The sequence below is a fragment of the Spirulina sp. 06S082 genome, from assembly GCF_034932145.1.
Classification (GTDB): domain Bacteria; phylum Cyanobacteriota; class Cyanobacteriia; order Cyanobacteriales; family Spirulinaceae; genus CCY15215.
Genome location: NZ_JAYGHV010000018.1, coordinates 1 through 25,730, shown reverse-complemented (window position 1 = coordinate 25,730; position 25,730 = coordinate 1). Strand labels below are relative to the sequence as shown.

The 25,730-nt window shown below is 43.1% G+C and carries 18 protein-coding genes and 1 tRNA gene; 12 read left to right on the top strand and 7 right to left on the bottom strand.

Going from position 1 to position 25,730, the window contains the following annotated elements:
• Together VB714_RS03145 and VB714_RS03140 are read left to right on the top strand one after the other, a co-directional pair.
• Nucleotides 1–3,415 (top strand): CheR family methyltransferase (locus VB714_RS03145; protein WP_323221088.1); only part of this gene is annotated, 3,415 nt, incomplete at its 5' end.
• Nucleotides 3,405–3,779, top strand: coding sequence for a response regulator (locus tag VB714_RS03140; protein WP_323221086.1), 375 nt, complete (start codon nt 3,405–3,407; stop codon nt 3,777–3,779). The genes VB714_RS03145 and VB714_RS03140, both read left to right, overlap by 11 nt.
• Here the strand turns inward: VB714_RS03140 and VB714_RS03135 are convergent.
• The 3 genes from VB714_RS03135 to VB714_RS03125 form a co-directional block, all read right to left on the bottom strand.
• The gene (locus VB714_RS03135) at nt 3,765–4,823 is read right to left on the bottom strand and encodes a metal ABC transporter solute-binding protein, Zn/Mn family (RefSeq protein WP_323221084.1); all 1,059 of its coding nucleotides are present in this window, start codon (nt 4,821–4,823) and stop codon (nt 3,765–3,767) included. The genes VB714_RS03140 and VB714_RS03135 overlap by 15 nt on opposite strands.
• Nucleotides 4,824–4,966: 143 nt before the next feature.
• Nucleotides 4,967–5,200, bottom strand: a complete 234-nt coding sequence (locus tag VB714_RS03130) for a hypothetical protein (protein ID WP_323221082.1) — start codon at nt 5,198–5,200, stop codon at nt 4,967–4,969.
• A 111-nt stretch (nt 5,201–5,311) separates the two neighbouring features.
• Entirely contained in the window at nt 5,312–6,436 is a 1,125-nt protein-coding gene (locus VB714_RS03125) for an EAL domain-containing protein (protein ID WP_323221080.1), read from the bottom strand.
• A gap of 222 nt (nt 6,437–6,658) precedes the next feature.
• On the opposite strand from VB714_RS03125, the gene VB714_RS03120 reads away from it, so the two are divergent.
• From VB714_RS03120 to VB714_RS03110, 3 genes are all read left to right on the top strand, one after another.
• Nucleotides 6,659–10,711 (top strand): PAS domain S-box protein, encoded by a 4,053-nt coding sequence (locus VB714_RS03120; protein ID WP_323221078.1) that lies wholly within the window; start codon nt 6,659–6,661, stop codon nt 10,709–10,711.
• A gap of 283 nt (nt 10,712–10,994) precedes the next feature.
• Complete coding sequence (locus tag VB714_RS03115) at nt 10,995–11,396, top strand: two-component system response regulator (protein WP_323221076.1); 402 nt, start codon at nt 10,995–10,997, stop codon at nt 11,394–11,396.
• Between the two features lie 124 nt (nt 11,397–11,520).
• Nucleotides 11,521–11,901, top strand: coding sequence for a response regulator (locus VB714_RS03110; protein ID WP_323221075.1), 381 nt, complete (start codon nt 11,521–11,523; stop codon nt 11,899–11,901).
• A 45-nt stretch (nt 11,902–11,946) separates the two neighbouring features.
• Here the strand turns inward: VB714_RS03110 and VB714_RS03105 are convergent, their stop codons facing one another.
• Nucleotides 11,947–13,719 (bottom strand): ABC transporter ATP-binding protein, encoded by a 1,773-nt coding sequence (locus VB714_RS03105; protein ID WP_323221073.1) that lies wholly within the window; start codon nt 13,717–13,719, stop codon nt 11,947–11,949.
• Nucleotides 13,720–13,900: 181 nt separating this feature from the next.
• On the opposite strand from VB714_RS03105, the gene VB714_RS03100 reads away from it, so the two are divergent.
• Together VB714_RS03100 and VB714_RS03095 are read left to right on the top strand one after the other, a co-directional pair.
• Nucleotides 13,901–16,543, top strand: coding sequence for a filamentous hemagglutinin N-terminal domain-containing protein (locus VB714_RS03100; RefSeq protein WP_323221071.1), 2,643 nt, complete (start codon nt 13,901–13,903; stop codon nt 16,541–16,543).
• Nucleotides 16,544–16,602: 59 nt separating this feature from the next.
• Nucleotides 16,603–19,122, top strand: coding sequence for a CHAT domain-containing protein (locus VB714_RS03095; RefSeq protein WP_323221069.1), 2,520 nt, complete (start codon nt 16,603–16,605; stop codon nt 19,120–19,122).
• Between the two features lie 48 nt (nt 19,123–19,170).
• Here the strand turns inward: VB714_RS03095 and VB714_RS03090 are convergent, their stop codons facing one another.
• Both VB714_RS03090 and VB714_RS03085 read right to left on the bottom strand, forming a co-directional pair.
• Nucleotides 19,171–20,016 carry a family 16 glycoside hydrolase gene (locus VB714_RS03090; RefSeq protein WP_323221067.1) on the bottom strand — a complete coding sequence of 282 codons (846 nt, stop codon included), beginning with the start codon at nt 20,014–20,016 and terminating at the stop codon, nt 19,171–19,173.
• 194 nt (nt 20,017–20,210) lie between these two features.
• On the bottom strand, nt 20,211–20,672 hold the full coding sequence (locus tag VB714_RS03085) for a SufE family protein (protein WP_323221065.1): 462 nt from the start codon (nt 20,670–20,672) through the stop codon (nt 20,211–20,213).
• Between the two features lie 158 nt (nt 20,673–20,830).
• Here VB714_RS03085 and VB714_RS03080 point away from each other — a divergent pair, with 158 nt between their 5' ends.
• Together VB714_RS03080 and VB714_RS03075 are read left to right on the top strand one after the other, a co-directional pair.
• Nucleotides 20,831–21,205: a DUF1257 domain-containing protein gene (locus tag VB714_RS03080; RefSeq protein ID WP_323221063.1), complete on the top strand. Its 375-nt coding sequence runs from the start codon at nt 20,831–20,833 to the stop codon at nt 21,203–21,205.
• Between the two features lie 110 nt (nt 21,206–21,315).
• On the top strand, nt 21,316–21,888 hold the full coding sequence (locus VB714_RS03075) for a DUF4340 domain-containing protein (protein WP_323221061.1): 573 nt from the start codon (nt 21,316–21,318) through the stop codon (nt 21,886–21,888).
• Nucleotides 21,889–21,933: 45 nt separating this feature from the next.
• On the opposite strand, the gene VB714_RS03070 is transcribed toward VB714_RS03075, so the two are convergent.
• On the bottom strand, nt 21,934–23,118 hold the full coding sequence (locus VB714_RS03070) for an NAD(P)H-quinone oxidoreductase subunit H (protein WP_323221059.1): 1,185 nt from the start codon (nt 23,116–23,118) through the stop codon (nt 21,934–21,936).
• On the opposite strand from VB714_RS03070, the gene VB714_RS03065 reads away from it, so the two are divergent.
• The 3 genes from VB714_RS03065 to ligA all read left to right on the top strand — a co-directional run bounded on the left by VB714_RS03065 (nt 23,087) and on the right by ligA (nt 25,598).
• Nucleotides 23,087–23,257 carry a hypothetical protein gene (locus tag VB714_RS03065; protein WP_323221090.1) on the top strand — a complete coding sequence of 57 codons (171 nt, stop codon included), beginning with the start codon at nt 23,087–23,089 and terminating at the stop codon, nt 23,255–23,257. The genes VB714_RS03070 and VB714_RS03065 overlap by 32 nt on opposite strands.
• Nucleotides 23,258–23,422: 165 nt before the next feature.
• A tRNA-Ser gene (locus VB714_RS03060) sits at nt 23,423–23,509 on the top strand.
• A gap of 46 nt (nt 23,510–23,555) precedes the next feature.
• Nucleotides 23,556–25,598, top strand: coding sequence for an NAD-dependent DNA ligase LigA (ligA, locus tag VB714_RS03055; protein WP_323221057.1), 2,043 nt, complete (start codon nt 23,556–23,558; stop codon nt 25,596–25,598).
• The last annotated feature ends 132 nt before the right edge of the window (nt 25,599–25,730 follow it).

Sequence of the window (25,730 nt, the reverse complement as noted above, 5' to 3'; positions counted from 1 at the left end):
TTCCCTTCAGGTTCACCAGATTGCGGATGGCATGGAGATCGTGCCGAATTCAGTTTATGTTATTCCTCCCCGAATCAATGTTGTTGTCGAGAAAGGAAAATTTTGCTTTCGGGAACAAGATACAGAACATATCAACTTTCCCATTGATATTCTCTTCAAGTCTTTAGCTCAAGACTACAAAGATCGCACCATGGCAGTTTTGCTTTCTGGGACGGGTAGCGACGGCACCCTAGGATTACAAGCCATTGCAGAATCGGGGGGACTCGCACTAATTCAATCCCCAGAAACGGCAGAATTTAGCGGAATGCCTTCTAACGCTTTACCCACGGGATTAGTAGATGAAGTCCTCTCCCCTCAAGACTTGGCCGAAACTATTTATGAAATTGTGCGAATTACCCGCAATATTCCTTTGAGCGAGCAACTGACCGAAAATGCGATCGAACCCAGACAACTCGAACGAGTCTTAGAATTGCTCAAAGAGCAAGAAGCGATCGATTTTTCCCAATATAAAGCAGGTACCCTCTCGAGAAGAATTTATCATCGCTGTTCCCTGAATGGCTATCACTCTCTACATACTTATATCACTTATCTTGAAAGTTCCGCCCTAGAACGTCAGTTACTCATTCAAGATTTCTTGATCGGTTCGACTCGTTTTTTCCGAGATATTGAAGCGTGGCAAATTCTAGAAATGGAAATCTTACCCAATCTGATTGAGAGTTTGGAACCACAACAGCAATTGCGAATTTGGGTGGCCGGTTGTGCCACCGGAGAAGAAGCCTATACGATGGCGATGTTGGTGGATGAAGCCTTAGATAAAGCCAATAAATCCGTAAGTGTAAAAATTTTTGCCACCGATCTTGATAATAAAGCCCTAGAAACCGCTTCTAAAGGCATCTATGCCAAACATATCAGCAAAGAGGTTTCAGAAGAACGACTGGGACGTTATTTCCTTAATAAATCTGACTCTTACCAAGTTCGGCGACAGTTGCGATCGATGCTCATTTTTGCCCCCCACAACTTAACCAAAAATGCGGGCTTTTCGCAAATGAATCTGATTAGCTGTCGTAACGTCCTGATTTATATGAAACCGGACTTGCAGCAGCAAGTATTGCGAATGCTCCATTTTTCTCTCGGCTCTCAGGGTGTTTTATTCTTAGGCAGTGCAGAAGTTCTGGGAATACTGGAAGGGGAGTTTTTAACCCTTAATTCCAAGTGGAAAATTTATCGCAAAAAACGGGACAACCCCCTCTCTTTATTAGCGATTAACCGAGAACCCACCACGACTCCCAGGCTATCTCCCATTCAGTTAAAACAGGTTCAGCCTCGCCTCGATCGCATACTGGGTAAAGTCTTTAAATTCTGTTTTGGCGATCGCCGCACCACCTGCTTGTTAGTGAACGAAAATAACAGGCTTTTACGCATTTTTTACGATATGGCAGATTTACTGAGATTTCCCTTGGGTGAAACCAATCTGGATGTTATTTCCATTGTGCCTCTAACCTTACAGTTGCCTTTGTCTACGGCTTTACACCGCGCCAAACGAGAACAAGAATCAGTCTTATATACAGGAATTAAGGTCACTCAGGGAGAACAGTTGCAAATCGTCGATCTCAAAGTGGGAATTGAATTAAATGAAACCTTGAAAGAAAAGTTATTCATTATATTGCTAGAAGAGCAAGAAAAAATAACCCGTGAAATTATCGATCGCACCTTTGAGGTGAATGCAGAAACCGCCAATCAAATCAACGAACTTGAATACGAACTTCAACAAACTCGCGAGAATTTGCAAACCACTATTGAAGAACTCGAAGCCACTAACGAGGAACAGCAAGCCACAAATGAAGAACTAATCGCCTCAAATGAGGAACTGCAAAGTACCAATGAGGAACTCCATTCTGTTAACGAAGAACTCTACACTGTTAATGCCGAATATCAATCGAAGATTCAAGAATTAGTCGAACTCAATAACGATCTTGATAATTTGCTCCAAAGTACAGAAATTGGCGTTATTTTTCTCGATCTCGATCTTAATATTCGCAAGTTCACCCCCGCAGCTACCCGAGCGATTAATCTGCGAGAAGGAGATATTAATCGTCCTTTAACGGATTTTTCCCACAATTTGGAATGTCTTCCCGACCAAGAGAATGCTTATGATTTAATGGAATTATTGCAACAAGTTTTGCTGCACCAAAATCCCATAGAACAGGAAATGCGCCTGCGAACATCAGGGATTAATCTTCTTTTGCGTGTTAATCCTTATTGGAGCGAAAAAGGAGAGCGCCAAGGTCTAGTCTTGAGCTTTATTGATATTCATGAAATTAAACAAACAGAAGAACATCTGCGACGACGCTCCGAACAATTACGTTTAATTACTGATGCGATGCCGGCTTGGATTTCTTATGTTGATGAGCAATGTTATTATCGTTTTAGCAATCGAGTTTATGAGACTTGGTTTGGACGACCTTCAGAAGAGATTGAAGGATTGCACATTTGTTCAGTGATGGGGGAGGAAGTTTATCTGCAAGTGAGTCCTTATATTGATGCGGCTCTGGCTGGAGAAAATGTTAGTTTCGATCTAGAATTACCCGATTTTAATGGCGGTTCTCGTTGGGTTAATGCCAGTTATATTCCCCATATTATTGAATCTGGTGAAGTTAAGGGCTTTTTTGCTTTAATTGGCGATATTAGCGATCGCAAGGCGATGGAACGGATCAAAGATGAATTTATCTCTGTGGTCAGTCACGAATTACGGACTCCTTTAACGGCAAGTTTGGGAATGTTACAATTATTAACAGACAAAAGCATCAAACTCAATTCTAAAAAAAGTGAAGAGGCTCTGAAAGTTGCCTATAATAATACTTTACGTTTGAGGAATTTGGTTCAGGATATCTTAGTATTGGAACGTCTGGAATCCGGTAAAATTCACCTCGTCAAGAAGCGAGTTAATGCTGCGGAATTACTCGCAGAAGTGACGGAACTCATGCAAATCATAGCTTCCCAAGAAAACATTACCCTCAATATCAAATCCCAAGAAGAAATCGAGTTTTATGCAGATGGCGATCGCCTAATTCAAGTTTTAACAAATCTTCTCAGCAATGCAATTAAATTCTCTCAACCGAATTCCACTATCGATCTTACCGCAGAGCATCAAGGTGAGAATGTTTTGTTTGCCATTCAAGACCAAGGGAGAGGGATTCCAACCAACAGACTCAATGATATTTTCGAGCGTTTTCAACAAGTTGATGCTTCGGATTCCCGTCAAAAAGGAGGAACGGGTTTGGGTTTAGCGATTTGTCGTCAGATTGTCGAACAACATGATGGACGAATCTGGGCTGAAAGTATTTTAAGTGAAGGAAGCACTTTCAACTTCACGATACCATTTTTAATATTAGAGGAAAAGGAAAATGAATCCTAAACGGATTTTGGTGATTGATGATGATGATGGAGTCCGAACAACGATAGAATTATCTCTCGAAGCAACAACTAACTGGGAAATATTAACTGCGGCTTCGGGAAAAGAGGGATTAATTCTTGCTGAAAGTCAACGTCCCGATGCTATTCTTCTTGATGTTATGATGCCTGACTTCAGTGGCATCGAAATGTTACAGCAGTTCCAAAGCAATACAACAACTCAAAATATTCCGGTCATTTTCATCACTGCAAAAATTATGGAACGGGAAAAACAAGAAATGAGGAATTTAGGGATTAAGGGGATTATCTCTAAACCTTTTAATGCTGTTGGTTTATGGAGGGAAATTCATCTTTTATTGCAGTGGTAACGGAAACGGCGTACATTGACCCCCTAAACCCTTCACGATCGCGCAAGTATTAGCAGACATCATGCCAATATAACTCCCAGTTTCAGCGTTTTTGTCTCCTAATGCTCCGGTTAACAGTTTGTCCTCGGCGATCGCGATCTTAGCTTCCCGCGCAACGGTTTCTAGGGTTCTCGCACTGGCTGTCGTTTCCAGAAAGATAACGGGAACCTTAATTGTTTTCAATTTTTCGGCTAATTCTTTGACACGGGCGGCTGTTGGCGTTTCTTCGCTGCTGACCCCCTGCAAGGCTTCTGAACCCTGCAAACCGTAGGCGTTGACGTAATAGTTAAAAGCTGCGTGAGTGGTCACTAATAGGCGCTGTTGGGGGGGAATGGTGGCGATTTGTGCTTGAATCCAAATGTGTAGTTTTTCTAAGCGATCGCGATACTTCTCCGTATTTTCCTCATAAGCCTCGGCGCGATCGGGGTCAAGTTTAATTAACTGGCTTTTAATCTCTTCCACAATAGCGATCGCATTTTTGACATCATGCCAAACATGGGGATCGGGTTCAAGTTCTTCTTTTTGACTACTATGTTCTTCTTCGTGGTGATGATGTTCCCTTTCTCCTTTTTTATTATGCTCTTCTTCTTCATGGTGATGATGTTCACTCATAAGGGGTTTGGGGATCGCTTCCTCATATAAGGCAATTTTAGGCGCATCCGTATTGGTAGCCCGTACCACCTTTTCCAAATGAGGTGCAATGTTATAACCCCCATAAAGAATCAAATCTGCTGTTTCCATCACCTTGCGATCGCTGGGAGTGGGACGATAAGTATGAGGGTCTTGGTTTGCGTCCATCAAACAAATTAAAGATATCTTCTCTTGGGCAATGCGATCGGTTAAATCGCAGAGAATGCTACCGGATGCGACAACCTGTAAAGGTGGGGAAACACTTTCTCCTGCATCTGGTTTCACCGCTTCTCTCTCCGAAGAGCAACTCAGGTTTCCTGCGATCGCCAGCAAAACTAACCCGACTCCGATTTTCCGTAAATTTACCCAGAACATAGAACTCTTGCTAAAATGATAATCATTCTCATTCTCATTTTAACAGATGTGGGCAAAATGCAAACCCGCAACAAAAAAGGACAAAAGAGAAAATTGTTCCCTTCCATCCTTTTTTCGAGTTGAGTGCAGTCCATCGCGAAACCCTAAACTGCCACACAGTGCATCCCGATCCGTTCTGAGTTCAACACCTGAATTCGTCCCAGTTTAATCGCATAAAAAATTCTTTCAATCATATCGCGATGTTCATCCACGAGGGTAGACTCTTCCTTCATTCGTTCCACAACATCTAAATCTTTAGTTCCCATAATGCCAGAAACCATTGTCGCGGAATAAATCTCGTAGAAAGTTTCCATGATTTCGATTTTACAGTCAAACATAATTCCTCTGAAACCCAAAATGGTTTTTTGATTGATTCTGTTTTGACTTTATCTAAAGAATGTGAAAAACCTGTGAAGACTACCCCCAAAAACCCAAACCTTCCGAATTCCTTAACATTTGCCCCCTTTTTGTAAGAGAATTGTTGCCTTTTCCTCCTCTAAAGGGCGGGAAAACCAATACCCTTGAATCTTGGTACAGCCCAATTGTTGTATCTGTTTGAGTTCCTCTTGAGTTTCAACTCCTTCAACAATGGTATCAAGTCCCAAACTATTGGCCAAATGGAGAATACCGCGAATCATTTCCCATTGTTCCTGAGTAACAAAAGCGCGATCGATCTTGAGAACATCTACAGAGAGTTGGTGCAAACGAGCGAGGGATGAGTATCCCGTGCCAAAATCATCAAGGTAGACCGGAATATTTAAGCCCTTGAGTTGTTGCAGAGCCGCGATCGCCACAGGAGAATTTTCAATAAACATACTCTCCGTAATTTCCACACGCAGGCTTCCAGGTATAACCCCCGAGTCCTGATAAATTTGGCGAACATTCTCAACAAAACCCGAATGTAATAATTGCAACGCCGAGAGATTGACACTACAAGTCAAAGGAGAACTATGGGGAAAATCCTGCTGCCATTGGCGTAACTGCTTGCAGGCTTGCTCAATAACCCATAATCCCAGATCGTGAATTAAAAGCGTTTCTTCAGTAATGGGAATGAACTCCGTTGGTGGGACAAAACCGCGCTGAGGATGATCCCAGCGCAACAGTGCCTCAAAGCCCAGAATTTTTTCGGACTCCAAACAAACAATAGGTTGGTAAAATAGTTGAAACTCTTCCTTATCCCAAGCTGTTTGTAAGTCTGCCTCCAAACGCAAACGTTCTAAGGCTTCGTTAGAAATTAAAGAAGCGGAACCAAACTCATCTTGTTCGATCGCATTAGTAAAACGAAGCAAACGCTTCGTATTGTTGGCGGCAATTCTGAGCAATTGTTGCCCTTCGCGGGTTTGAACATCAACTTTACCGCTCAAGAGGAGTCCCAAAGCTCCTTGAATTGAAGTTAAAGGCGTGCGTAGTTCGTGAGAAACTGCGCCAAGATTCGAGATCGGGTTAACTCCAGGTTCGGTCATCGCTAGATTCGATTCAGTCCTTCGGGACGGTTTAAAGGGTTGTTTTTGTCCGGTGTTCATCGCATCCCCCATTGCGTTAGTCGCGATCGATGCACTCAGTTTCATCATCATTGAGATTTACTTGGTTAATTGTAGGTGGCGATCGAAAGAAAATCGAAGTTTGTGGTTTCACCTAAGTCTAAAGATAAATTGTGAAAAACTCGGGAAGACCGGAGATTTTCTTAATAAATAAAGAAAAGGTAGAAATTTATTAAATTATAAGGAGAGACCCATTCTCACCCTAGGCAAAAGCATTGCGCCCCAATCCACTTGAAACCATTCCCCAGTCCCCCTGTGAATTCTAATTTTCCGCCCGTCCAAAGTAACATCTTAGTCGTTGACGATACCCCAGCCAATTTGCGGTTGTTAACCGAACTGTTGAGCCAACAGGGATATGACGTGCGCCCTGCCCTCAATGGTACATTGGCTTTGACTGCCGCCCAGATGATGCCGCCAGATTTAATTCTGCTGGACATTATGATGCCCGATCTCGATGGTTATGAGGTTTGCGAGCAACTGAAAGCGAACGATCGCACCCGTCATATTCCCGTAATTTTTATTAGCGCTTTGGATAACCCCAAAGATAAAGTAAGAGCTTTTGAGGTGGGGGGAGTGGATTATATTCCCAAGCCTTTTCAGAAAGAAGAAATTCTGGCACGGGTGGAAAATCAACTGCGCCTCCTGCGAGCCAATACTGCCCTACAAGAGAGTGAAGAACGCTTTCGAGCCGTTTTTGCCAATGCGGGGATTGGCATTTGTATTTTGCGAGAAGACGGGGGTATTGTGGAAACGAATCCAGCGTTTGAGAAATTTATCGGCTACGATCGCCAGGACTTGGGACAGTTAAACTTGCTGGATTTAACTTATCCCGAAGATGGAGAGGGCGATCGCGATCGCTTTATGGCCTTATGGGCAGGAGAGGGAGAATCCTATCAAATCGAAAAACGCTACATTCGAGCCAATGGGGAGATAGTTTGGGGGCGCTCTACCACTTGTGCGGTGAAAAAAGGGGGAAGGGTACAGTTTGCCTTTGGCTTAATTGAAAATATTACCGAACGACAAGCGGCATTACGCAAACGCAAGGAAGCAGAGGAAGCCCTCAAAGCCTCGGAAGCGGAAATGCGAGCTATTTTTGCGGCTATGACAGACGCGGTGATCGTGCGCGATCGCCAAGGAAATTGTTTGAAAGTTGCTCCAACCAAAACCGCCAAGGCGATCGAACGTCCAGAAATGCAGTTAGGTAAAACCTTACACGAAGTTTTACCCCAAGACACCGCCGATCGCCTGCACCAAGCCATCCAACAAACCTTAGAACAAAGGGAAACCACCAATATTGAATACAAGGTTTCCGGCGATCGGGGAGAAATTTGGCTGGATGGTCGCTTGTCTCCTTTGTCTGAAGATACCGTGGTTTGGGTGGCGCGGGACATCAGCGAACGGAAGTTGATGGAACAAAAACTGCGTTCTAATGAAGCAGAAATTCGGGGTATTTTTGAAGCCATGACGGAGATCGTTTTAGTGGTGGATAGGGAACAAGAAAATATTCAAGTTATGCCCACCAGTTATGCTCGCTTCAATGAAGAAGGCAATTTGACCATCGAGGCTACCTTTGCCAACTTTTTTGGGGATAAGGCACAGCCCGCCTTTTGGCTTCCCATTCAAGATGCCATTACCCAACAGCAAACCATCGCCTTTGAGTACAGTTTAGACGTGAACGGGAAACAGATTTGGTTTGCCGCCAGCGTTTCTGCCCTATCCGAACAATCAGCGATCTGGGTAGCGCGAGATATTAGCGATCGCGTCCGTGCAGAAATGAAATTGCAACAACTCAATGATGAATTAGAATATCGCGTCCAGGAGCGCACCCAGCAACTCCAACAGGCCAATACTACCCTACAAGCAGAAATTAACGATCGCATTCAAACCGAGATTGAACTGGCAAAATCCGAAGAACGCTTTCGCCTCGCCGTTGATAATATTCCCGATATTTTTGCCATTTACGATCGCCACCTACAGTATCAATTTGCCAATGCCCGCGCCCTTGAGGTGTGGCAGAAAACCGCCGAGGAAATGCTGGGTAAGACCGATGGCGAACTTTTTGCCCAGGACAGCATCCAAAATTATCTCCCGCTTCTAGAAGATGCTGCCCGCAGCCGCAGTCGCCAAACTCAGGAATGTACTTTCAGGATTGCCAATGGTGAGGAACGAACTTTTGTGATGAGTTACGTCCCTCTATTGGATGGCGAGGGAGAAATTTATCAAATCTTGGGTATTGCTTATGACATTAGCGATCGCAAGCGATCGGAACGCGCCCTACAAGAGGCTAAGGAGCAATTACAAGCGGTTTTAGATGCCGTCCCCGGTTTTGTTTCTTGGGTTGGTTTATCTGAGGATAATTCCCTGCAATATTTAGGAGCAAATCGCCAATTAGCACAGGCATTTCAAATGTCTCCCAATGCTTTTATTCACCAACCTTTGGGCTTTTTTCAGCAAGGGAAAAATTTTGTCGAATTCGTAGAAGCGTTTTTCCACTCCGACGAAACTACCATTGCTCAAACCTTAACTCTGGAATGGGAAAGACAACAACGAGACTATTTGATTGTGGCGCAGAAGTATCAGCAAGAGCAAACTGCGGTTTTTGTTGGCATTGATATTACCGCCCGCGTTGAGGCACAAAAGCAGTTACAACGCGCCTATCGGCGATCGCAATTGCTGTCAGAATTAACGCTAAAAATTCGCCAGTCTTTAGATTTAGAGGAAATTCTGCAAACCGCAGTCCTCGAAGTGCAACAATTACTTCATGCCGATCGCGTCTTTATTTGGCAATGGCAATCTGGGCGAGACGGGATTGCCCGACAAGAAGCAGTTTTACCAGGCTTAACCAAGGTATGCGGGCTAACTCTCCAGATTTCCACCCCCGAGACGGTTTCCCCTCCAGATTTTCAACCGGGCAACTTTTGGACCATCGACGATCTCAGCAGTTCTCCAACCGCGATCGCCCTACCGTCGGAGTTGCATTTTTGCGCTCAACTGGTGGTCCCCATCTTTATTCAAGAAAAAACCTGGGGTGCTTTAATCGTTCACCAATGTTACGCTCCTCACCATTGGCAATCTGACGAGATTGAATTATTAACTTCTTTGGCCGACCAAATTGGGATTGCTGTTTCTCAAGCACAACTTCTCGATCGCCTCGAAGATATGGTGGCAGAACGCACGGGGGAACTACAAGCAACGAACGAAAAGCTACAAACTGAAATTACCGAGCGCAGCCGGGCAGAGGAGGCGCTGCGAGAAAGCGAAAAGCAATTACGGCGCACGATCGAGCATAGCGCTTATGGCATTGTCGTCTGCGATCGCGCTGGCACCATTTGCTTTTTCAATGCCGCAGCCAAACAGATTTTTGGTCGTAACGAACAGCAATTACTCGGGTTTCATTTGGGGATGCCCCTCACTTCCCAACAAAAATGCGAACTTTCCATTCTCCGGCAGGATGGAAGCTCTTGCATTGTCGAAATGCGAGCGGGAACTATTACTTGGGAGGGAGATGCTTCTGCCTATTTAATCTCTTTAGTGGATATTACGGAGCGCAAAGCTGTCGAACAGATGAAAGATGAATTTATTTCTGTGGCCAGCCACGAATTGCGAACTCCACTTACGTCAATTCGCGGTTCTTTAGGACTTCTGGCGACGGGTCGTCTCGGTAAATTTGAGGAGAGAGGGCAGCAAATGCTCAATATTGCCATTAATAATACCGATCGCCTCACCCGTTTGCTCAATGACATTTTGGATTTAGAACGCATTGAGTCGGGAAAAGTGAAAATTGTTAAACAACACTGTAATGGTATTGCGCTGATGATTCAAGCTGCCGAAGCCATGCAGGTCATGGCAGAACAGGCAGAGATTAGCTTATGTTTAAAATGCGATCGTCGTCCGTTTTGGTTAAGAGATGCAAGCTCAGAGGAGAATCCTTATCTCGAATCTCCCCCCACAACAATGATTTGGGCCGATCCCGATCAAATCTTGCAAACCCTCACCAATTTGATCAGTAATGCCATTAAATTTTCTAACCCTCGCAGTATGGTGGGGATTGGGATTGTCCCACAACAAGAACAGATTTTATTTGAGGTGAAAGATCGCGGTCGGGGAATTCCCAAGGATAAGCTGGAAAGTATTTTTGGTCGCTTTCAGCAAGTGGATGCTTCTGACTCACGAGAAAAAGGAGGCACGGGTTTGGGTTTGCCGATCTGTCGCGAAATTATCCAGCGACATCAAGGCACAATGTGGGTGGAAAGCACGGTGGGTAAAGGGAGTTCTTTTTACTTTACTCTTCCTTTACCACCGCCATAATGCTTCATTCAAAAACGTTCTAGTCCACGTTCCTACAAATTTCCTAATTTTCTGCAAACTGGTTTTATTACGATTTGTAAAGAAAAGGACTGTCTTCACAACTTCTTCACATTTAGATCTTATTTTTTCTCTAATAACAATCCTCTTTATTAAATTCATCAAACTAATGGTAACGAGCTTTCAGCTAATCCCATCAATACCCCCTGTTAAACCATTTTGTCATCCTGCAAGAGAGAGAATTCATACAGAGCTATCTTGGAAATTGTCTAGGACTCAGACAAAGATGACTCAAGCAAAGATGAACCGCAAACATCTCTTACTGATCGATTGTGAAGAAGATCGTCGTTATGTCACACAAATGGGATTGGAGCTGATGACGGATTGGAAAATCTGGGTGGCTCATTCTTATAGCGAAGGGTTTAATATTGCCCAAAACCAAAAACCCCATGCTATTCTCGTCAATTTAGCGCCCTTAGATACAAATCCCCTTGAAATTTTACAACAACTCTTGGAACATCCTGCCACACAGAATATCCCCATTATTCTCACTCTCGATCGCCTTCGTCGTGCAGATCGGCAACATTTCAACCAATTGGGAGTAGCTGGGGCGATCGCGCAACCCTACGATTGTACGAACTTAGGAGAACAAATTGCTGGCTTTTTAAACTGGGACGGCGATCGCTAGAAAAGCTCTTACTAATACTTTGATTTAGCGGTGGGATTATGTCAAAATGCCTTGAGTCGGACAAAATGCTTTTTCGGTTTGTCAAACTGAAAGAGCAGCATCCCAAAGAGGTGGAATTGAGAAGATGGCCAAGCGACGAATTTTGATTGTAGATGATGAGGCAGATATTCGAGCCGTCGCGCAGTTGAGTTTGGAGATTAATACTGAATGGGAGGTATTAACAGCATCATCGGGGGCAGAAGGGTTAAAGGTTGCTCTTGATGAAAGACCTGATGCCATTCTTTTGGACGTGATGATGCCAGATTTGGACGGACCGACAACTTGGACAAAACTCCAAGAAAACCCAATTACCCAAGCTATTCCTGTTATTTTTCTCACGGCTAAGGTACAGGCTGCCGAACAAAGACGCTATGCTCAACTTGGGGTTAAGGCTGTATTGACGAAACCTTTTGACCCAGTACAACTTGGCGATCGCGTTATTGAGGCTTTGGGATGGGAGAGTTGAATTAGGAAATAGGGAATAGGGAATAGTTCAGTATTTATACTTAATTTATTTTATGCCAGTTTGCACCCTCCATAAGTTGGCGTAAATACCATTGAGTTTTAATAATTCTTCATGTTTGCCCCCCTCGACAATTTGACCGCGATCCATGACGTAGATACAATCGGCATTGCGAATAGTGGAGAGACGATGGGCGATGGCAATGGTGGTCCGATTTTCGGTGATATGCTCTAAGGAGCGGGCGATCGCGGCCTCGGTTTCATTGTCTACCGCAGAGGTGGCTTCGTCGAGGATGAGAATGGGGGGGTTTTTGAGAATGGCTCGAGCGATCGCGATGCGCTGTCTCTGACCTCCCGATAGCTTTTGCCCTCGCTCCCCGACAATGGTATTGTATTGTTGCGGCAGGGCGGTGATAAATTCGTGGGCTTCTGCGAGTTTGGCTGCTGCAACTATTTCGTTAAAGGTCGCTTCTGGGGTTCCGTAGGCAATATTTTCCTGCACGTTACCGTGAAATAAGAATACATCTTGGCTGACTAAGGCGATCGCCCTTCGCAAATCTTTTAGGCGAATATCGCGAATATCTACTCCATCAATGCTAATTTTTCCATCTTGGATTTCATAAAAGCGCAAAAGGAGTTTAATGAGGGTACTTTTCCCCGAACCTGTCGCCCCAGCAATCCCGATGGTTTGTCCTGTGGGAATTATTAGAGAAAGATTTTCTAAAACAGGATTGCGATCGCTATAAGTGAAATTGACATTCTCTAGCTCGATTTTACCTTCTATGTGAGGGAGAGAAAGATGCCCAGAAGGAATATTAATGGGAGTATCGAGCAAATTCAGGACGCGATAGGTGGAGGCCATCGATCGCTGATATTGGTCTAAAGTTTTGCCCAAACTGGTGAGAGGCCAGAGCAAGCGTTGGGTCATAAAGACCAAGGAGCTATAAATACCCACAGATAAGCGTCCTTCTACCACGTTTAACCCTCCCACCAAGAGTGTCGCTGTAAAACCGCATAAAATGGCAATGCGAATCAGGGGAATAAAAGCCGCACTGAGGGCGATCGCCCTATAGTTACTTTGTCGGTAAGCCTCGCTATCTTGGGTTAGTCGTTCCAATTCGTAGGCTTCTGTGGTAAAACTTTTAATGGTAGTAATACCGCTCAAATTGTTAGAGAGACGAGAACTGAGCAGGCTCACTTTTTCCCGAACATCTTTATAAAGAGGTGCGAGATGTTTTTGGAACGCAAAAGACCCCCACACAATAATTGGCATAGGTAGAGCGGTCATCCAAGCGATATTGGGAGCAACGACCATAAATCCGATGCCAACGGTTAGTACTGCAGTAACAATCTGTAAAATATCATTGGCACCGACATCTAAAAAGCGCTCTAATTGATTAATATCGTCGTTGAGAATGGCAAGCAATCCACCTGTACTATGCTCTTCAAAAAAAGCCAGTTCGAGGTCTTGTAAGTGAGCGTAAGTATCGAGACGGAGATCGTGTTGGATGCTTTGTGCCAAATTGCGCCATAATCGTTCGTAGGCATATTGAAAGACAGACTCTAACCCCCAGACGATCGCCGTGAGGACGGAAAGCAACACCAGTTGGGGAAAAACACGGGTAACACCCAAATTGGCAACAAAGGAATGTTCCTGTTTGACGACGACATCAAGAGCAATACCGATGAGGACGGGAGGTGCAAGATCGAAGATTTTATTGAGAATAGAGCAGGCGATCGCTTGCCAAACTAAGAGACGATATCTGCGTCCATAGCGGAGGAGACGTTGCAGAGGGTGTTTTTTTGGGGCTGAGGGAGACAATTGCTTTCAATCCGTTGTGAGTGCCGTTAGAAATCTTGTAGGGAGATATAGAATAGATCAACTTCTCTAAACTAAGTTTACTTCTCTATTGATACAAATGCAACTTAAAAAAAAGTGGGGCAAAAACAAAATATTACTTCTGCTTTGCCAACTTGATTTCATTGCTTATACTGCGCTTGTCTTGATTTCTAGCATTTTTTTAGGAATACTGAGTCTTGAACGAAAAGTTAGCGCGCAAATTGTACCAGATAATACCCTCGATCGCGAAAACTCGATCGCCTCTCCTCAAGAAAGCCAAGGTAAGATTAACATCAGAGGAGGAGCAGTGCGCGATGGGGCGCTTTTTCATAGTTTTCAAGAATTTAATGTTCAGGAATCCCAACAAGTTTATTTTGCCAATCCCGACGGAGTTTTTAATATTTTAACACGAGTTACAGGCCGGAATATCTCTAATATATTAGGAACGTTGGGGGTTAATGGCAATGCAAATCTTTTCTTAATTAATCCTAATGGTATTCATTTTGGAGAAAATGCCAAACTCGATCTGCACGGCTCTTTTACTGCGACAACAGCAGATAGTATTCTCATTGATAGTTTTGAGTTTAGCGCAACCGCTCCTGAAACCCCTCCTCTTTTAAAAATCAATATTGAGCCTGGTATTCAATATGGTAGAAATCCTCGCGATCGCGAAATTCAAAATACGGGGAATCTTGAGGTCGATCTGGGACAGAATATAACACTATTTGCCGGAAGTATTCTCAATACAGGAAATTTAATTGCCTTGGGGGGAAAAATAGAAGTTTTAGGGACAATTATTAATCTATCTGGTGACAGTCAGATTGATGTTTCTGCACGAACAGGAGGAGGGAGTATATTAATTGGTGGAAGCGATCGAGGGCAAGGCAGTAAACCTACAGCCGATCGCGTTTATATTGGTGAAGATGTGCTAATTCGTGCTGATGCGAGTGGTGCGATCGGTAATGGAGGTAAAGTTATTATTTGGTCTAATGAAATTACCGGCTTTTCTGGAGAAATTAATGCTCGAGGTGGAAACAATTCTGGTAACGGAGGATTTGTTGAAGTTTCCGGTAAAGAATATCTCATTTTTTCGGGTTTTGTCGATGTCAGCGCGATCGATGGTCAAAAGGGAACAATTCTGCTCGATCCGCGCAATATTACTATCTCCAATGCACCCGATTCTCCATCGGTAATACCAGCTTTAAGCGACCAACAAATCTTAGCTGGAGAAATTCCGAATGGGAATATTAATATTAATAAAAATACCTTAGAGATATTATCTGGAAATATAGTTCTTGAGGCAACAGAAAATATTATTATTGAAAATGGCGTTAATCTTAACTTCCTGTTTTCTGATTCTGTTACCTTTAGGGCAGATGCCGATCGCAATGAAAGCGGTGATTTTATTATGGGGATAAATAATAATATTTTTACCCACGGAGATAATCTAGAAATCCGAGGGCATAATCTTGCTCTTGGTAATCTTGACACTAATGAATTAACGGGTGACAGTGGTTCAATTTTCTTAAATGCAAAAGGAAATATTTTGGCTCAGTCGCTTCGCTCTAATTCAATTTTTCAAGCAGGACAAATTAATGTTAAGAGTGATGGAGGAGCGATCGCTATTTTCAATGCAATTCAGGCTAGTAGTATGAATGAAGAAGGTAACAATGTTCGTTTAGAAGCAGCCGGAGATCTTCGCATTGGAACCGCGATCGATACTCGGGGAGATGAGGGGGGAGGAAATATTAATCTTGTTAGTCGCAATGGAACAGTATCTTTAGTAAATGCAAATTTAGCGAGCGGAACTCGAGCAGGAAATGCGGGTAATATTGCAATTTCTGGAAATTCTATTGAGTTCGTTAATAGTACGATCGCCAGCCAAATTTTGCAGCAAGGAAGTGCAGGTAATATTGTTATAAATGCCCCACAGGTGACGCTCAATCATAGCACGATCGCCAGTTCTGGAGGAGTACAAAAATCGGGCAATATCCAGATTTTTGCAACTTCTCTGGCTCTAGAAAATGCCTCAAAGGTAGAGATTTTTAGTCCTAGCAATGGAGGAAATCTCAGCATTACTACTACCGCTCTTTCTTTGAGCGATCGCAGCCGACTAAGAACGCAAACGAATGGGACTGAGGGGGGAAATATTAGCATTAATACGGGAAATTTAACCCTGAGAAATAATAGCTCTATCTTTACAGATGTGCGATCGGCAATAGGAACAAGTGGTAAGATTGAGATTGATGCTAGTGAATTTATTGCTGCTGTTCTCTCGGAAAACAGTGATATTTTTACGAGGGGAGAAGAGGGAAGACAAGGAGAATTAACGGTTACAGCCCGAGGAATCTTTGGTTTTAATTTTGGCGATAATTTGACTGGAGAAAGTGATATTTTAGAAGCTGTTGAATCAGCATTTAGTGAGTTTGAAGAATTTGATCGCGAGTTTGACGAATATGAACATAAAAGACCCCTAATATTTCGACGACCGCGAGAGGAATTTAGTCAACAATGTGGTATTAATGGATACAATGAGTTCGCGATCGCCGGACGAAGTGGAATCAGAACAAATCCAAATCAAATTTTGCGCGGGAGAGAAATATGGGAAGATCGGCGCGATTTTTCCACATCTCAAAACTCCACAGAAATTGAAGGAATTGAAACGAATACAAACAGAGAAATTGTTGAGCCATTCAGGGAAGCACGAGGATGGAAAATCAACAGACGGGGTAATATTGAATTAATCGGCGAACAATTATCAATGAATAATGTACAATGTACAAAGAATCATAAAAAGGCAATGTGAGAATTTTTTTAAGCGTGTTAGTTTTGATCTCATGTTTTACTGTGATTGAGCTTTCTGCTATGGCTCAATCTCTCGATCGCGAAACAATCCCAGAAGATAGTAATCTTAATTTACTTTTAGAACAAGGCAAAAAACAATATGAAATGGGACAATTTAGAGCAGCGATCGCCACCTTGCAAGCAGCATCCCTATCTCTTGAAAAGCAAGGAAAAATCAGCGAACAAGCACAGAGTTTACAATATCTCAGTTGGACATATCAAGCATTAGGGCAATATCAAGAAGCAGAAAGAGCAATTCTCCAAAGTCTAGCACTCTTGCAAACTCAATCTCCATCCTTACTTTTAGCAACAGTACGCAATACCCTCGCTCATTTACAATTAATCCAAGGACAACCCGATCGCGCTCTAATTAATTGGCAACGTGCCGAGGAATTATATCGCAATAATAACGATAAAATTGGAGAATTAGGAAGTCAAATCAATCAAGCACAAGTTTTAGAAGAACAAGGAAAATATCGCCTCGCTTGCGATCGCCTTTTAGTCGCTTTTGGTGCAGGAAATTGGCACTGTAAAACCCTCGACGAAACAAACTTTGAGTTGGTTTTGCAAACCATACAACAAAACCCCTATCCCATCTTAAAAGGCTTGGCTTTGAGGAGTTTAGGTGTATCCTTACAAGCCTTGGGAAGTTTACATCAATCCCAAGAAGCGATCGCCGCAAGTTTAGAGATTTTTCAAACCCTCGATCGCCCCTCAGAAATCCCTCAGAGCCTCTTAGTTTTGGGCAATACAGAGCGATTTTTAGGAGAAACGCAGACGGCCTTAGAAATGTATAAAAAAGCTGCTAAAATGGCTCGCAGTCAAGGGAAAATAGAAGATTTAAACATTGCGATCGAGAGCCTTGCTAATCAATTTAGCCTCTTAGTTGAAAGCGATCGCCTGGAAGAAGCCGAAAATCTTTTCCGAGAGATACAAGTATTCATCCCATCACTGTCCCCCTCAGAAACTACAATTTATGCCCAATTAAATGTTATTCGCAGTTGGCTGCAACTGCAACAAAAACAAGAAAACCCTGCGGATTATACCGAAATTTCTCACCTGCTTGCGTCTCTGTATCAACAAGCAAAAAAGAGCGACAATTCTAGAGCAGAATCGCAAGTTTTAGGAATGTTGGGTTATCTTTATGGAAAAACCAATAGACTTGAAGACGCGATCGCCTTAACACAACAAGCGATCGCCCTTTCTCAAGATGTCGAATTTCTCTACGAATGGCAAGGACAATTGGCAAATTTTTTAGAAATTCAAGGGCAAAAAGAAGCAGCGATCGCCACCTATAGAGAAGCAATTTCTACCTTTGAAAAATTGCGCCTCGATCTAATCGGTTTAAACCCAAAAATCCGCTATAATTTTCGCGATCGCATCGAACCCATTTATCGCAACTATATCGCTTTACAATTACAGTCTCAACCCTCCCAGCAACAACTTCAAGAAGTTAAAAAAGCAATTGAAGGATTGCGGATTACAGAATTAGAAGATTTTCTCCAAGAAGTATGCTTAACCCATCACTCCCCCCCAGAATCAGAAACAGAATTAGCAACCATCTACACGATGATTCTGGGCGATCGCCTCGAAATTCTCGTATCTCTCCCCCATGAAAAACTACATCATTATCCTGCTCAAATTACCCCCGCAGAATTACAAGAATTAACCGCCCAATTTCGTCAATCCTTTAGTCCCATTTTTCCCAGCCAATATCACCGACAATATGCCGAAAAACTATACGAAAAACTGATTCAACCTCTTGAAAATGAGTTAAAAAATAATCAGATTTCTACCCTTGCTTTTGTTCTGGATGGAACATTACAAAATGTGCCAATGGCTGTCCTTCACAACGGAGAAAATTATTTATTAGAAGAATACGAATTAGTAGTAAACCCTGGCTTGCAATTATTAGCAGAACGATCGCCCAAAAAACTGGAACTGAAGGCGATCGCCGCAGGATTAAGCGAAGCCAGAGAACCCTTTACCCCCCTACCCGCAGTCGCAGGAGAAGTCACGGCGATCGGGCAACAATTAGCCTCTGAAATACTCCTCAATGAAGATTTTACCGTTGCAAATCTGCAAAAAATACTCAGCGATCGCCCTTTTCCCATCCTGCATCTCGCTACCCACGGTCAATTTAGCTCTCATATCGAAGACACTTTTCTGCTCACATGGGATGGACCCCTCAATCTTAAAGCCTTTGCTCACTTACTTTGGGAACGAGAGAGTGGCAAAGCGATCCCCATCGAACTCCTCGTTTTGAGTGCTTGTCAAACCGCTAAAGGGGACGATCGCGCCACCTTGGGGTTAGCAGGTATGGCGGTGCGATCGGGCGCTCGCAGTACCCTTGCCAGTTTATGGTCTGTTAATGATGAATCTACAGCACAAATTATGGTAACATTTTATCAGTTTCTCGCTCACTTCCAAGGCGATCGCGCTAAAGCACTGCGTCAAGCGCAAATTTCCCTCTTGCACAACCCAAATTACCAACACCCTTATTATTGGGCTCCCTTTATTTTAGTCGGTTATTGGCGTTAAAAACCAGACTAGAAAGAGAGGACTTAAATACCCTCTCTTTCTTCAATTTTAAGGTGCGTGAGTAATTTTTAGGTTTTTAAAGTAGGCATTAATATCGGGTTCAGTATAGAGTCCGATTGTTCCCATCGAGTCCGCACCATTTTTGAGATCGTCCACAACTAAAACAGGTTCGGGATTATTATTGACATAGAACCGTGCCATTTCTCCGAACACCTCAATGCGAATTTTTGTCCAAGCACCAGGTTCGACATCAGCATAGGATTCGTATTTTCCCCGTGCTTCTTCCCGCAGTCTGTACCAAGGATAATCAGGTTTAGAGAAATATTGTGCGGTAAAACTCCGTAAAGGTTCATCTGCAGCGCTAAACTTAGGTCGTAGATAAAACCCTTCATATTGGGAATTTTTCGGGTTATTTTCATTCAATTTCACCCGGAAGAAAATGCCAATAAATCCGAAGGATTCAAGAGGACCGCTTGCAACATCAACCTCGATCGTACCATTATGAAAAGGTCGCGTGCCAATATTGAAAAAGGGGCAACCGTCGCAAGCACCTTCTGCTATTTCCTGTCTTCTCAGTTCTGGATCGAGGGGATTGTCAATTGCTTTATGAGTATCTTGAACAACAACCTTTATCGCTTGATAACCTTGGTAAGTTGTATCTTCCACATTAACAGCGACGCGATCGGTTCTCATCCCGGCTAATTCAGCCAGCGATCGCAGAGGGAAATATTCAACAACTCCACCCAGAAAGGATGGGTACATTTGTTGGTGGGTATGGTTGTGTGTAACCTCAAGGGGTTCAGTTCTTTCCGCATTTGCCGTGCCGACAGATAGCAATAACGCAGTAACACCAACAATTGCGCCTTTTAGGAAATTTCGTTTATGGCGAAACATCAATGACTCCTCAATTCTCTAATATTTTACCCCTGCTGCAAGTACCAAGTTAAGACACTTCGCAACAGTTTGAGTAATTATAGTGGAAAAAGCCGCAAAAATAGGTTTGTTTCCCAAATTTCCCAAATTTATGACTTCAGGTTGATTTTAGTGCAGGAAATCAGCGAGGATGTAATCTCCAAAGCTAATTAGATTTAACTTGAACAAGAAGTTGATTTTTCTGTAGTTGCCAGTTGAAATCCCAGTGCTTTCTTTTTCATAGTTTGAAAAATATTATAAAACCCATTCGCACGAGAAGGAGTCAAACTCATTTTCAACCCCGTTTCTTCAATAAAATTCGGTGTAACTTGCAGAATTTCTTCTGGAGTCAAACCATTTAATCCTTCAATTAAAAGTGCGACTAACCCTTTTACCAATTGAGCATCTGAGTCTCCTTGATAAATTACTTTTCCGTCCTCAAGGTCGGCAGTAATATAAACTTGTGAAACGCATCCCGGTACCTTATTCTCGATAATTTTACCCTCTTCCGGCATCGGGGCAAGTTTGTTAGCATATCCCAATAATTGTCGATAGCGCTGTTTCGGATCGCTACGTTGTTTGAATCGTTCAACAATGCGATTTAAGTTAGGGGGTAACGAATGAGTAGCAGATGACATAAGGAATAAAGATGGGTTTCTCCAGAAATGTACCAGTATTATAACAAATAGTAAATATTGCTTAATACAAGCGCGATCGCCACTCCAAAATATTTCCTTGCACCAGATTTTGAGCTATGGTGTAGATTGGAAGTCAATTTCAACCCCCGAGAATTGCCATGTCTCATTTCAGCACCATTAAAGTTCAAATCAAAAACGGCGAAATCCTCAATGAAGTCTTGCAGGAGCTAGGATACGCGGTTGAGCGCAATACAGAAATCCGTGGATATCAAGGCAAAACGACGACAGCCGATTATGTGATTCGTCGTCCCAATTGCTACGATATCGGATTTCGTCAGAATGGAGAAACTTACAATGTTATTGCTGATTTTTGGGGAGTCGATCTCGATCGCCAAGAATTTCTCAATTCCATTCACCAAAAATACGCCCACAGAACGCTTTTAACAGCTGTACAAGACCAAGGATTTAACTTAGAAGAACAAGAAACCCTCAACGATGGCACTGTGCGCGTTGTAGTCGGACGGTGGATCTAATCAACAGAGAACGAAAAACAATGGTCGGGATGTTATCTGTACCTATTAATGAACTTTAATATCCTGACTTCTTTAATTGTCTCTTGATTCCTATTTTGAATTAAATATCCATGAAATTACAAAAAACAACTTGGGCATTAGTCATTACCGCCCTTTTCTTGACAACTTTTGTTTATTTATATGAAGTGGTTGGGAAATCCCAACAAGAAGTACAAGCGGCAAAACAACGAAAAATTTTCGATTTTACGAAAGAAGATATTCAAGGATTTACCATCGAACGAGAGAAAGAAAAATTAGTATTTAAACGAGTAGAGAAAGAAACAACCTCTTGGCAGATACTAGAACCCGAAGAGTCTCCAGCTAACGATCCAGCCGTTTCTTTTTTACTGGAGTTACTAGCAGAAGGAGAACGCGATCGCCTAATTCTCGCTCGTTCTGAAGAACTTGAAGAGTATGGTTTATCTAAGCCTTTGGTCACGGTTGCGATCGCCATCGAAAATCGTTCTCAACCTTATATTTTAGAATTAGGCAAGGAAAATTTCGACCGGAAATTCATTTATGCTCGAGTAAATCCAGATAAAAATGAGAAAAAATCAATAGAAATTATCTTAATTCCTATTGATTTTAAATATGCTGTCGAACGAGAACTTGAAGAATGGAAAGCAAAGAAAAAAGATGAATGATGAGAGATAAATTTTTATCTTAGTTTTTTCTCTCATCCCCTTGAATTAGCGATCGACAGATCCCAAAATCACATCAATACTGCCGAGAATTACGACAATATCAGCAACCTTCATCCCTTTCAACAAACGAGGTAAAATCTGTAAATTGTTAAAATCTGGAGCGCGAATCTTAAATCGCCACGGGAACACATTATTGTTACCAATAATAAAGACTCCCAATTCACCTTTACCACTTTCTAAACGAACATAATGTTCTCCAGCCGGAATTTTAAAGGTTGGGGCAACTTTTTTCGCAACATATTGATAATCAAAATCATTCCATTTTGACTTTTTCCCTTCTGCCATGCGCTTGGCTTCCAAATTTTCGTAAGGACCTCCTGGCAGTCCCGCACAGGCTTGACGAAGGATTTTCACAGACTCCCGCATTTCTCGAACTCGGACGATATAGCGAGCAAAACAGTCACCTCCCGTTTCCCACTGTACATCCCAATCAAAATCATCATAACACTCGTAATGGTCAACCTTTCGCAAGTCCCAATTCACCCCAGAGGCACGTAACATCGGTCCTGACAGACTCCAGTTAATTGCTTCCTCGCGAGTAATAGTGCCAATTCCCTCTACTCGACGGCGAAAGATAGGATTATTCGTAATTAATTTTTCGTATTCATCAATCTTAGGCTCGAAGTAGTCACAAAAATCCAAACATTTATCGATCCAACCATAGGGTAAATCGACAGAAACGCCACCGACGCGGAAATAGTTATTATTAATTAAGCGAGACCCAGAAGCCGCTTCCCACAGATCGTAAATGATCTCCCGTTCTCGAAAGATGTAAAAGAAGGGAGTTTGCGCGCCAACGTCTGCGAGGAAAGGTCCCAACCAGAGTAAATGGTTAGCAATGCGGTTGAGTTCCAGCATAATAACGCGGATGTATTGAGCGCGTTTGGGAACTTCGATATCCGCGAGTTGTTCGGGGGCATTAACGGTAATGGCTTCGTTGAACATTCCTGCTGCATAGTCCCAGCGACTCACATAAGGAACATACATAACAGTAGTACGATTCTCAGCAATTTTTTCCATTCCTCGATGGAGATAGCCGATCACGGGTTCGCAGTCGAGTACGTCTTCCCCGTCTAGGGTGACGATCAAGCGCAAAACACCGTGGGTCGAGGGATGATGGGGTCCCATGTTCAAGACCATGGGTTCGGTTCTAGTTTCTATCTGTGGCATAGATCGGCAGTGTTCCCTCTGTTTGCGGTTAATGGGTGCAGTGACTGGCGATCGCGAGATTGAGGTTGCTCGAACGATCGCACTGCTTTTAGCGTTTTTTCACATCTTTCCAGATTATATCGGCAATGGGGTGCAATGAGTTTGGGTTGGGTCTAAATATTCGCTTTCCGAACAGGCGATCGCCTTCCCCACATTCAAGAAAAATCAAGGTTTGAGAATTAAGATAAAAATTGAACTTGTCAAATTTTTCGAGACTTGCTATAATAGGAAGTTGCGCCCCTCTTTTGGAGAGGCTGCATTGTTTGGAGAGGTGGCCGAGTGGTTGAAGGCGCAGCACTGGAAATGCTGTTTAGCCGTAAGGTTAACGAGGGTTCGAATCCCTCCCTCTCCGTTTAAGACATTATTTTAAGACATTATGTTGAAATGGCAATGTTGAAATGGCAGTCTCAACAGAAATTCAACACCGGATCGAACAACTACGCCAACAATTACAGAAGGCGGGATATGCTTATTATGTCCTCGACGATCCTATTATGGAGGACGCGGTTTACGATCGCCTTTATCGGGAATTACAAGACCTTGAAACGCAATTTCCCGAACTGATTAGTCCCGATAGTCCGACTCAACGGGTAGGCGATCGCCCTGCAACTGAATTTATTTCTATTCGCCATAATATTCCCCTCTACAGTTTAGAAAATGCTTTTAATTTGCAAGAGTTAGCAAAGTGGCAAGATCGCTGGCAGCGCCAAGTTCCAGAAGTTGCAGATTTTAAGTATGTTTGTGAATTAAAAATAGATGGGTCTGCCTTGGCTTTAACTTATGAAGGAGGACGATTAACAAAAGGGGTGACGCGAGGAGATGGGATATCGGGGGAAGATATCACTCAAAATGTTCGCACGATCCGCAGTATTCCCCTACGATTAAATTTAGAAAATCCACCGGAATTAGTGGAAGTTCGCGGGGAGGCTTTTTTACCCATTGATGAATTCGATCGCCTTAATCAAGAACGAGAAAAAACAGGAGAATATTTGTTTGCTAATCCTCGCAATGCGGCGGCAGGAACCTTGCGAAAGCTGGATTCTCAAGAGGTCGATCGCCGACGTTTAGATTTTTTTGCTTACACTCTACATTTACCGAATAATCCCGAACTTCAGCCAGAAACACAATGGGAGGCGTTAGAATTTCTGCAAACAATGGGCTTTCGGGTCAATCCCAATCGCCAATTATGTGCCAATTTAGCAGCAGTTGCAGGCTATTTTCAAGAATGGGATGAAAAAAGAAAAACTTTACTTTATCTGACGGATGGTGTAGTGGTGAAAATTAATTCTGTCCCCCTACAAACAGAATTAGGTTTTACACAAAAATTTCCCCGTTGGGCGATCGCTTTAAAATATCCGGCGGAAGAAGCTCCTACGATTGTGAAGGAAATTACGGTTAATGTTGGGCGTACTGGTGCCGTTACGCCCATGGCGATTATGGAGCCGGTTCTCTTAGCGGGAACAACGGTACAGCGAGCAACTCTGCACAACCGCGATCGCATTTCTGAGCTAGATATTCGCGTTGGCGATACGGTGATTATTCGCAAAGCTGGAGAAATTATTCCCGAGGTGGTACGGGTGTTAACGGAGTTGCGTCCTGTTGATACTATTCCTTACGAAATGCCGGAAAACTGCCCAGAATGCAATTCTCAATTAGTCCGCCCTCAAGGGGAAGTTGTGACTCGTTGCACGAACAGTTCTTGTCCTGCTATCTTGCGAGGAAGTTTGCTGCATTGGGCTTCAAGAGATGCCCTAGATATTAATGGCTTAGGAGAGAAGATTGTCGAACAAATTGTCGATCGCGAGTTGGTGCGATCGGTGGCGGATCTCTATGCTTTAACGGCTGAAGACCTTGCGAGTTTGGAACGCATGGGGCAGAAGTCTTCCGAGAAACTGATCGAGGCGATCGCGCAGTCTAAAACCCAGTCTTATGCACGAGTTTTATATGGTTTGGGTATCCGCTACGTGGGGAAAGTGAATGCCGAGTTATTAACCGAGAATTTTACAACGATCGATCAATTATCAAAATTGTCCATCGACGACCTCGAAAATGTACATGGCATTGGCTTGGAAATTGCGCGATCGGTTTGGGAGTGGTTCCAAAACCCAGCAAATTCAACCCTTGTGGAATCTCTCAAAACGGCGGGGCTAAATTTTGCACAAGAAACGACCAATTTATCATCTGCCTCAGATTTTAGCATAAAAGGGGTTTTGTCTGACAAAATATTAGTAATAACGGGAACTTTACCTACATTAGGACGCAAAGAAGCAGAAGCATTAATCAAACAAGCAGGAGGGAAAATAACCAGTTCTATTAGTAAAAAAACAGACTATCTCGTGGTGGGGGAAAATGCCGGATCGAAGCTGGAAAAAGCCGTGAAATTAGGGATTTCCCAGTTGAGTGAGTCGCAATTAATGGCGATGATAGACAGAAAAAATTAACTTTGAATTCTCCCCCCTTTTTAAGTGCAGGGACTATTCATCGGAGGAAGAAAAACTGTAACCCCCAACGTGCCAGCCCCCTAAATCCCCCAAGTTTGGGGGACTTTGACTCCGGTTCCCCCCAGATTTGGG

What these genes read in the sequence shown, in the direction of transcription:
- VB714_RS03065 (WP_323221090.1), top strand. Translation starts at nt 23,087, where the DNA reads ATGGGTTCGGTTCTAGTTTCTATCTGTGGCATAGATCGGCAGTGTTCC.
- VB714_RS03095 (WP_323221069.1), top strand. Translation starts at nt 16,603, where the DNA reads ATGGCTCAATCTCTCGATCGCGAAACAATCCCAGAAGATAGTAATCTT.
- VB714_RS03090 (WP_323221067.1), bottom strand. Translation starts at nt 20,016, where the DNA reads ATGTTTCGCCATAAACGAAATTTCCTAAAAGGCGCAATTGTTGGTGTT.
- VB714_RS03115 (WP_323221076.1), top strand. Translation starts at nt 10,995, where the DNA reads ATGACTCAAGCAAAGATGAACCGCAAACATCTCTTACTGATCGATTGT.
- VB714_RS03110 (WP_323221075.1), top strand. Translation starts at nt 11,521, where the DNA reads ATGGCCAAGCGACGAATTTTGATTGTAGATGATGAGGCAGATATTCGA.
- VB714_RS03130 (WP_323221082.1), bottom strand. Translation starts at nt 5,200, where the DNA reads ATGTTTGACTGTAAAATCGAAATCATGGAAACTTTCTACGAGATTTAT.
- ligA (WP_323221057.1), top strand. Translation starts at nt 23,556, where the DNA reads ATGGCAGTCTCAACAGAAATTCAACACCGGATCGAACAACTACGCCAA.
- VB714_RS03080 (WP_323221063.1), top strand. Translation starts at nt 20,831, where the DNA reads ATGTCTCATTTCAGCACCATTAAAGTTCAAATCAAAAACGGCGAAATC.
- VB714_RS03125 (WP_323221080.1), bottom strand. Translation starts at nt 6,436, where the DNA reads ATGATGATGAAACTGAGTGCATCGATCGCGACTAACGCAATGGGGGAT.
- VB714_RS03085 (WP_323221065.1), bottom strand. Translation starts at nt 20,672, where the DNA reads ATGTCATCTGCTACTCATTCGTTACCCCCTAACTTAAATCGCATTGTT.
- VB714_RS03075 (WP_323221061.1), top strand. Translation starts at nt 21,316, where the DNA reads ATGAAATTACAAAAAACAACTTGGGCATTAGTCATTACCGCCCTTTTC.
- VB714_RS03140 (WP_323221086.1), top strand. Translation starts at nt 3,405, where the DNA reads ATGAATCCTAAACGGATTTTGGTGATTGATGATGATGATGGAGTCCGA.
- VB714_RS03070 (WP_323221059.1), bottom strand. Translation starts at nt 23,118, where the DNA reads ATGCCACAGATAGAAACTAGAACCGAACCCATGGTCTTGAACATGGGA.
- VB714_RS03135 (WP_323221084.1), bottom strand. Translation starts at nt 4,823, where the DNA reads ATGTTCTGGGTAAATTTACGGAAAATCGGAGTCGGGTTAGTTTTGCTG.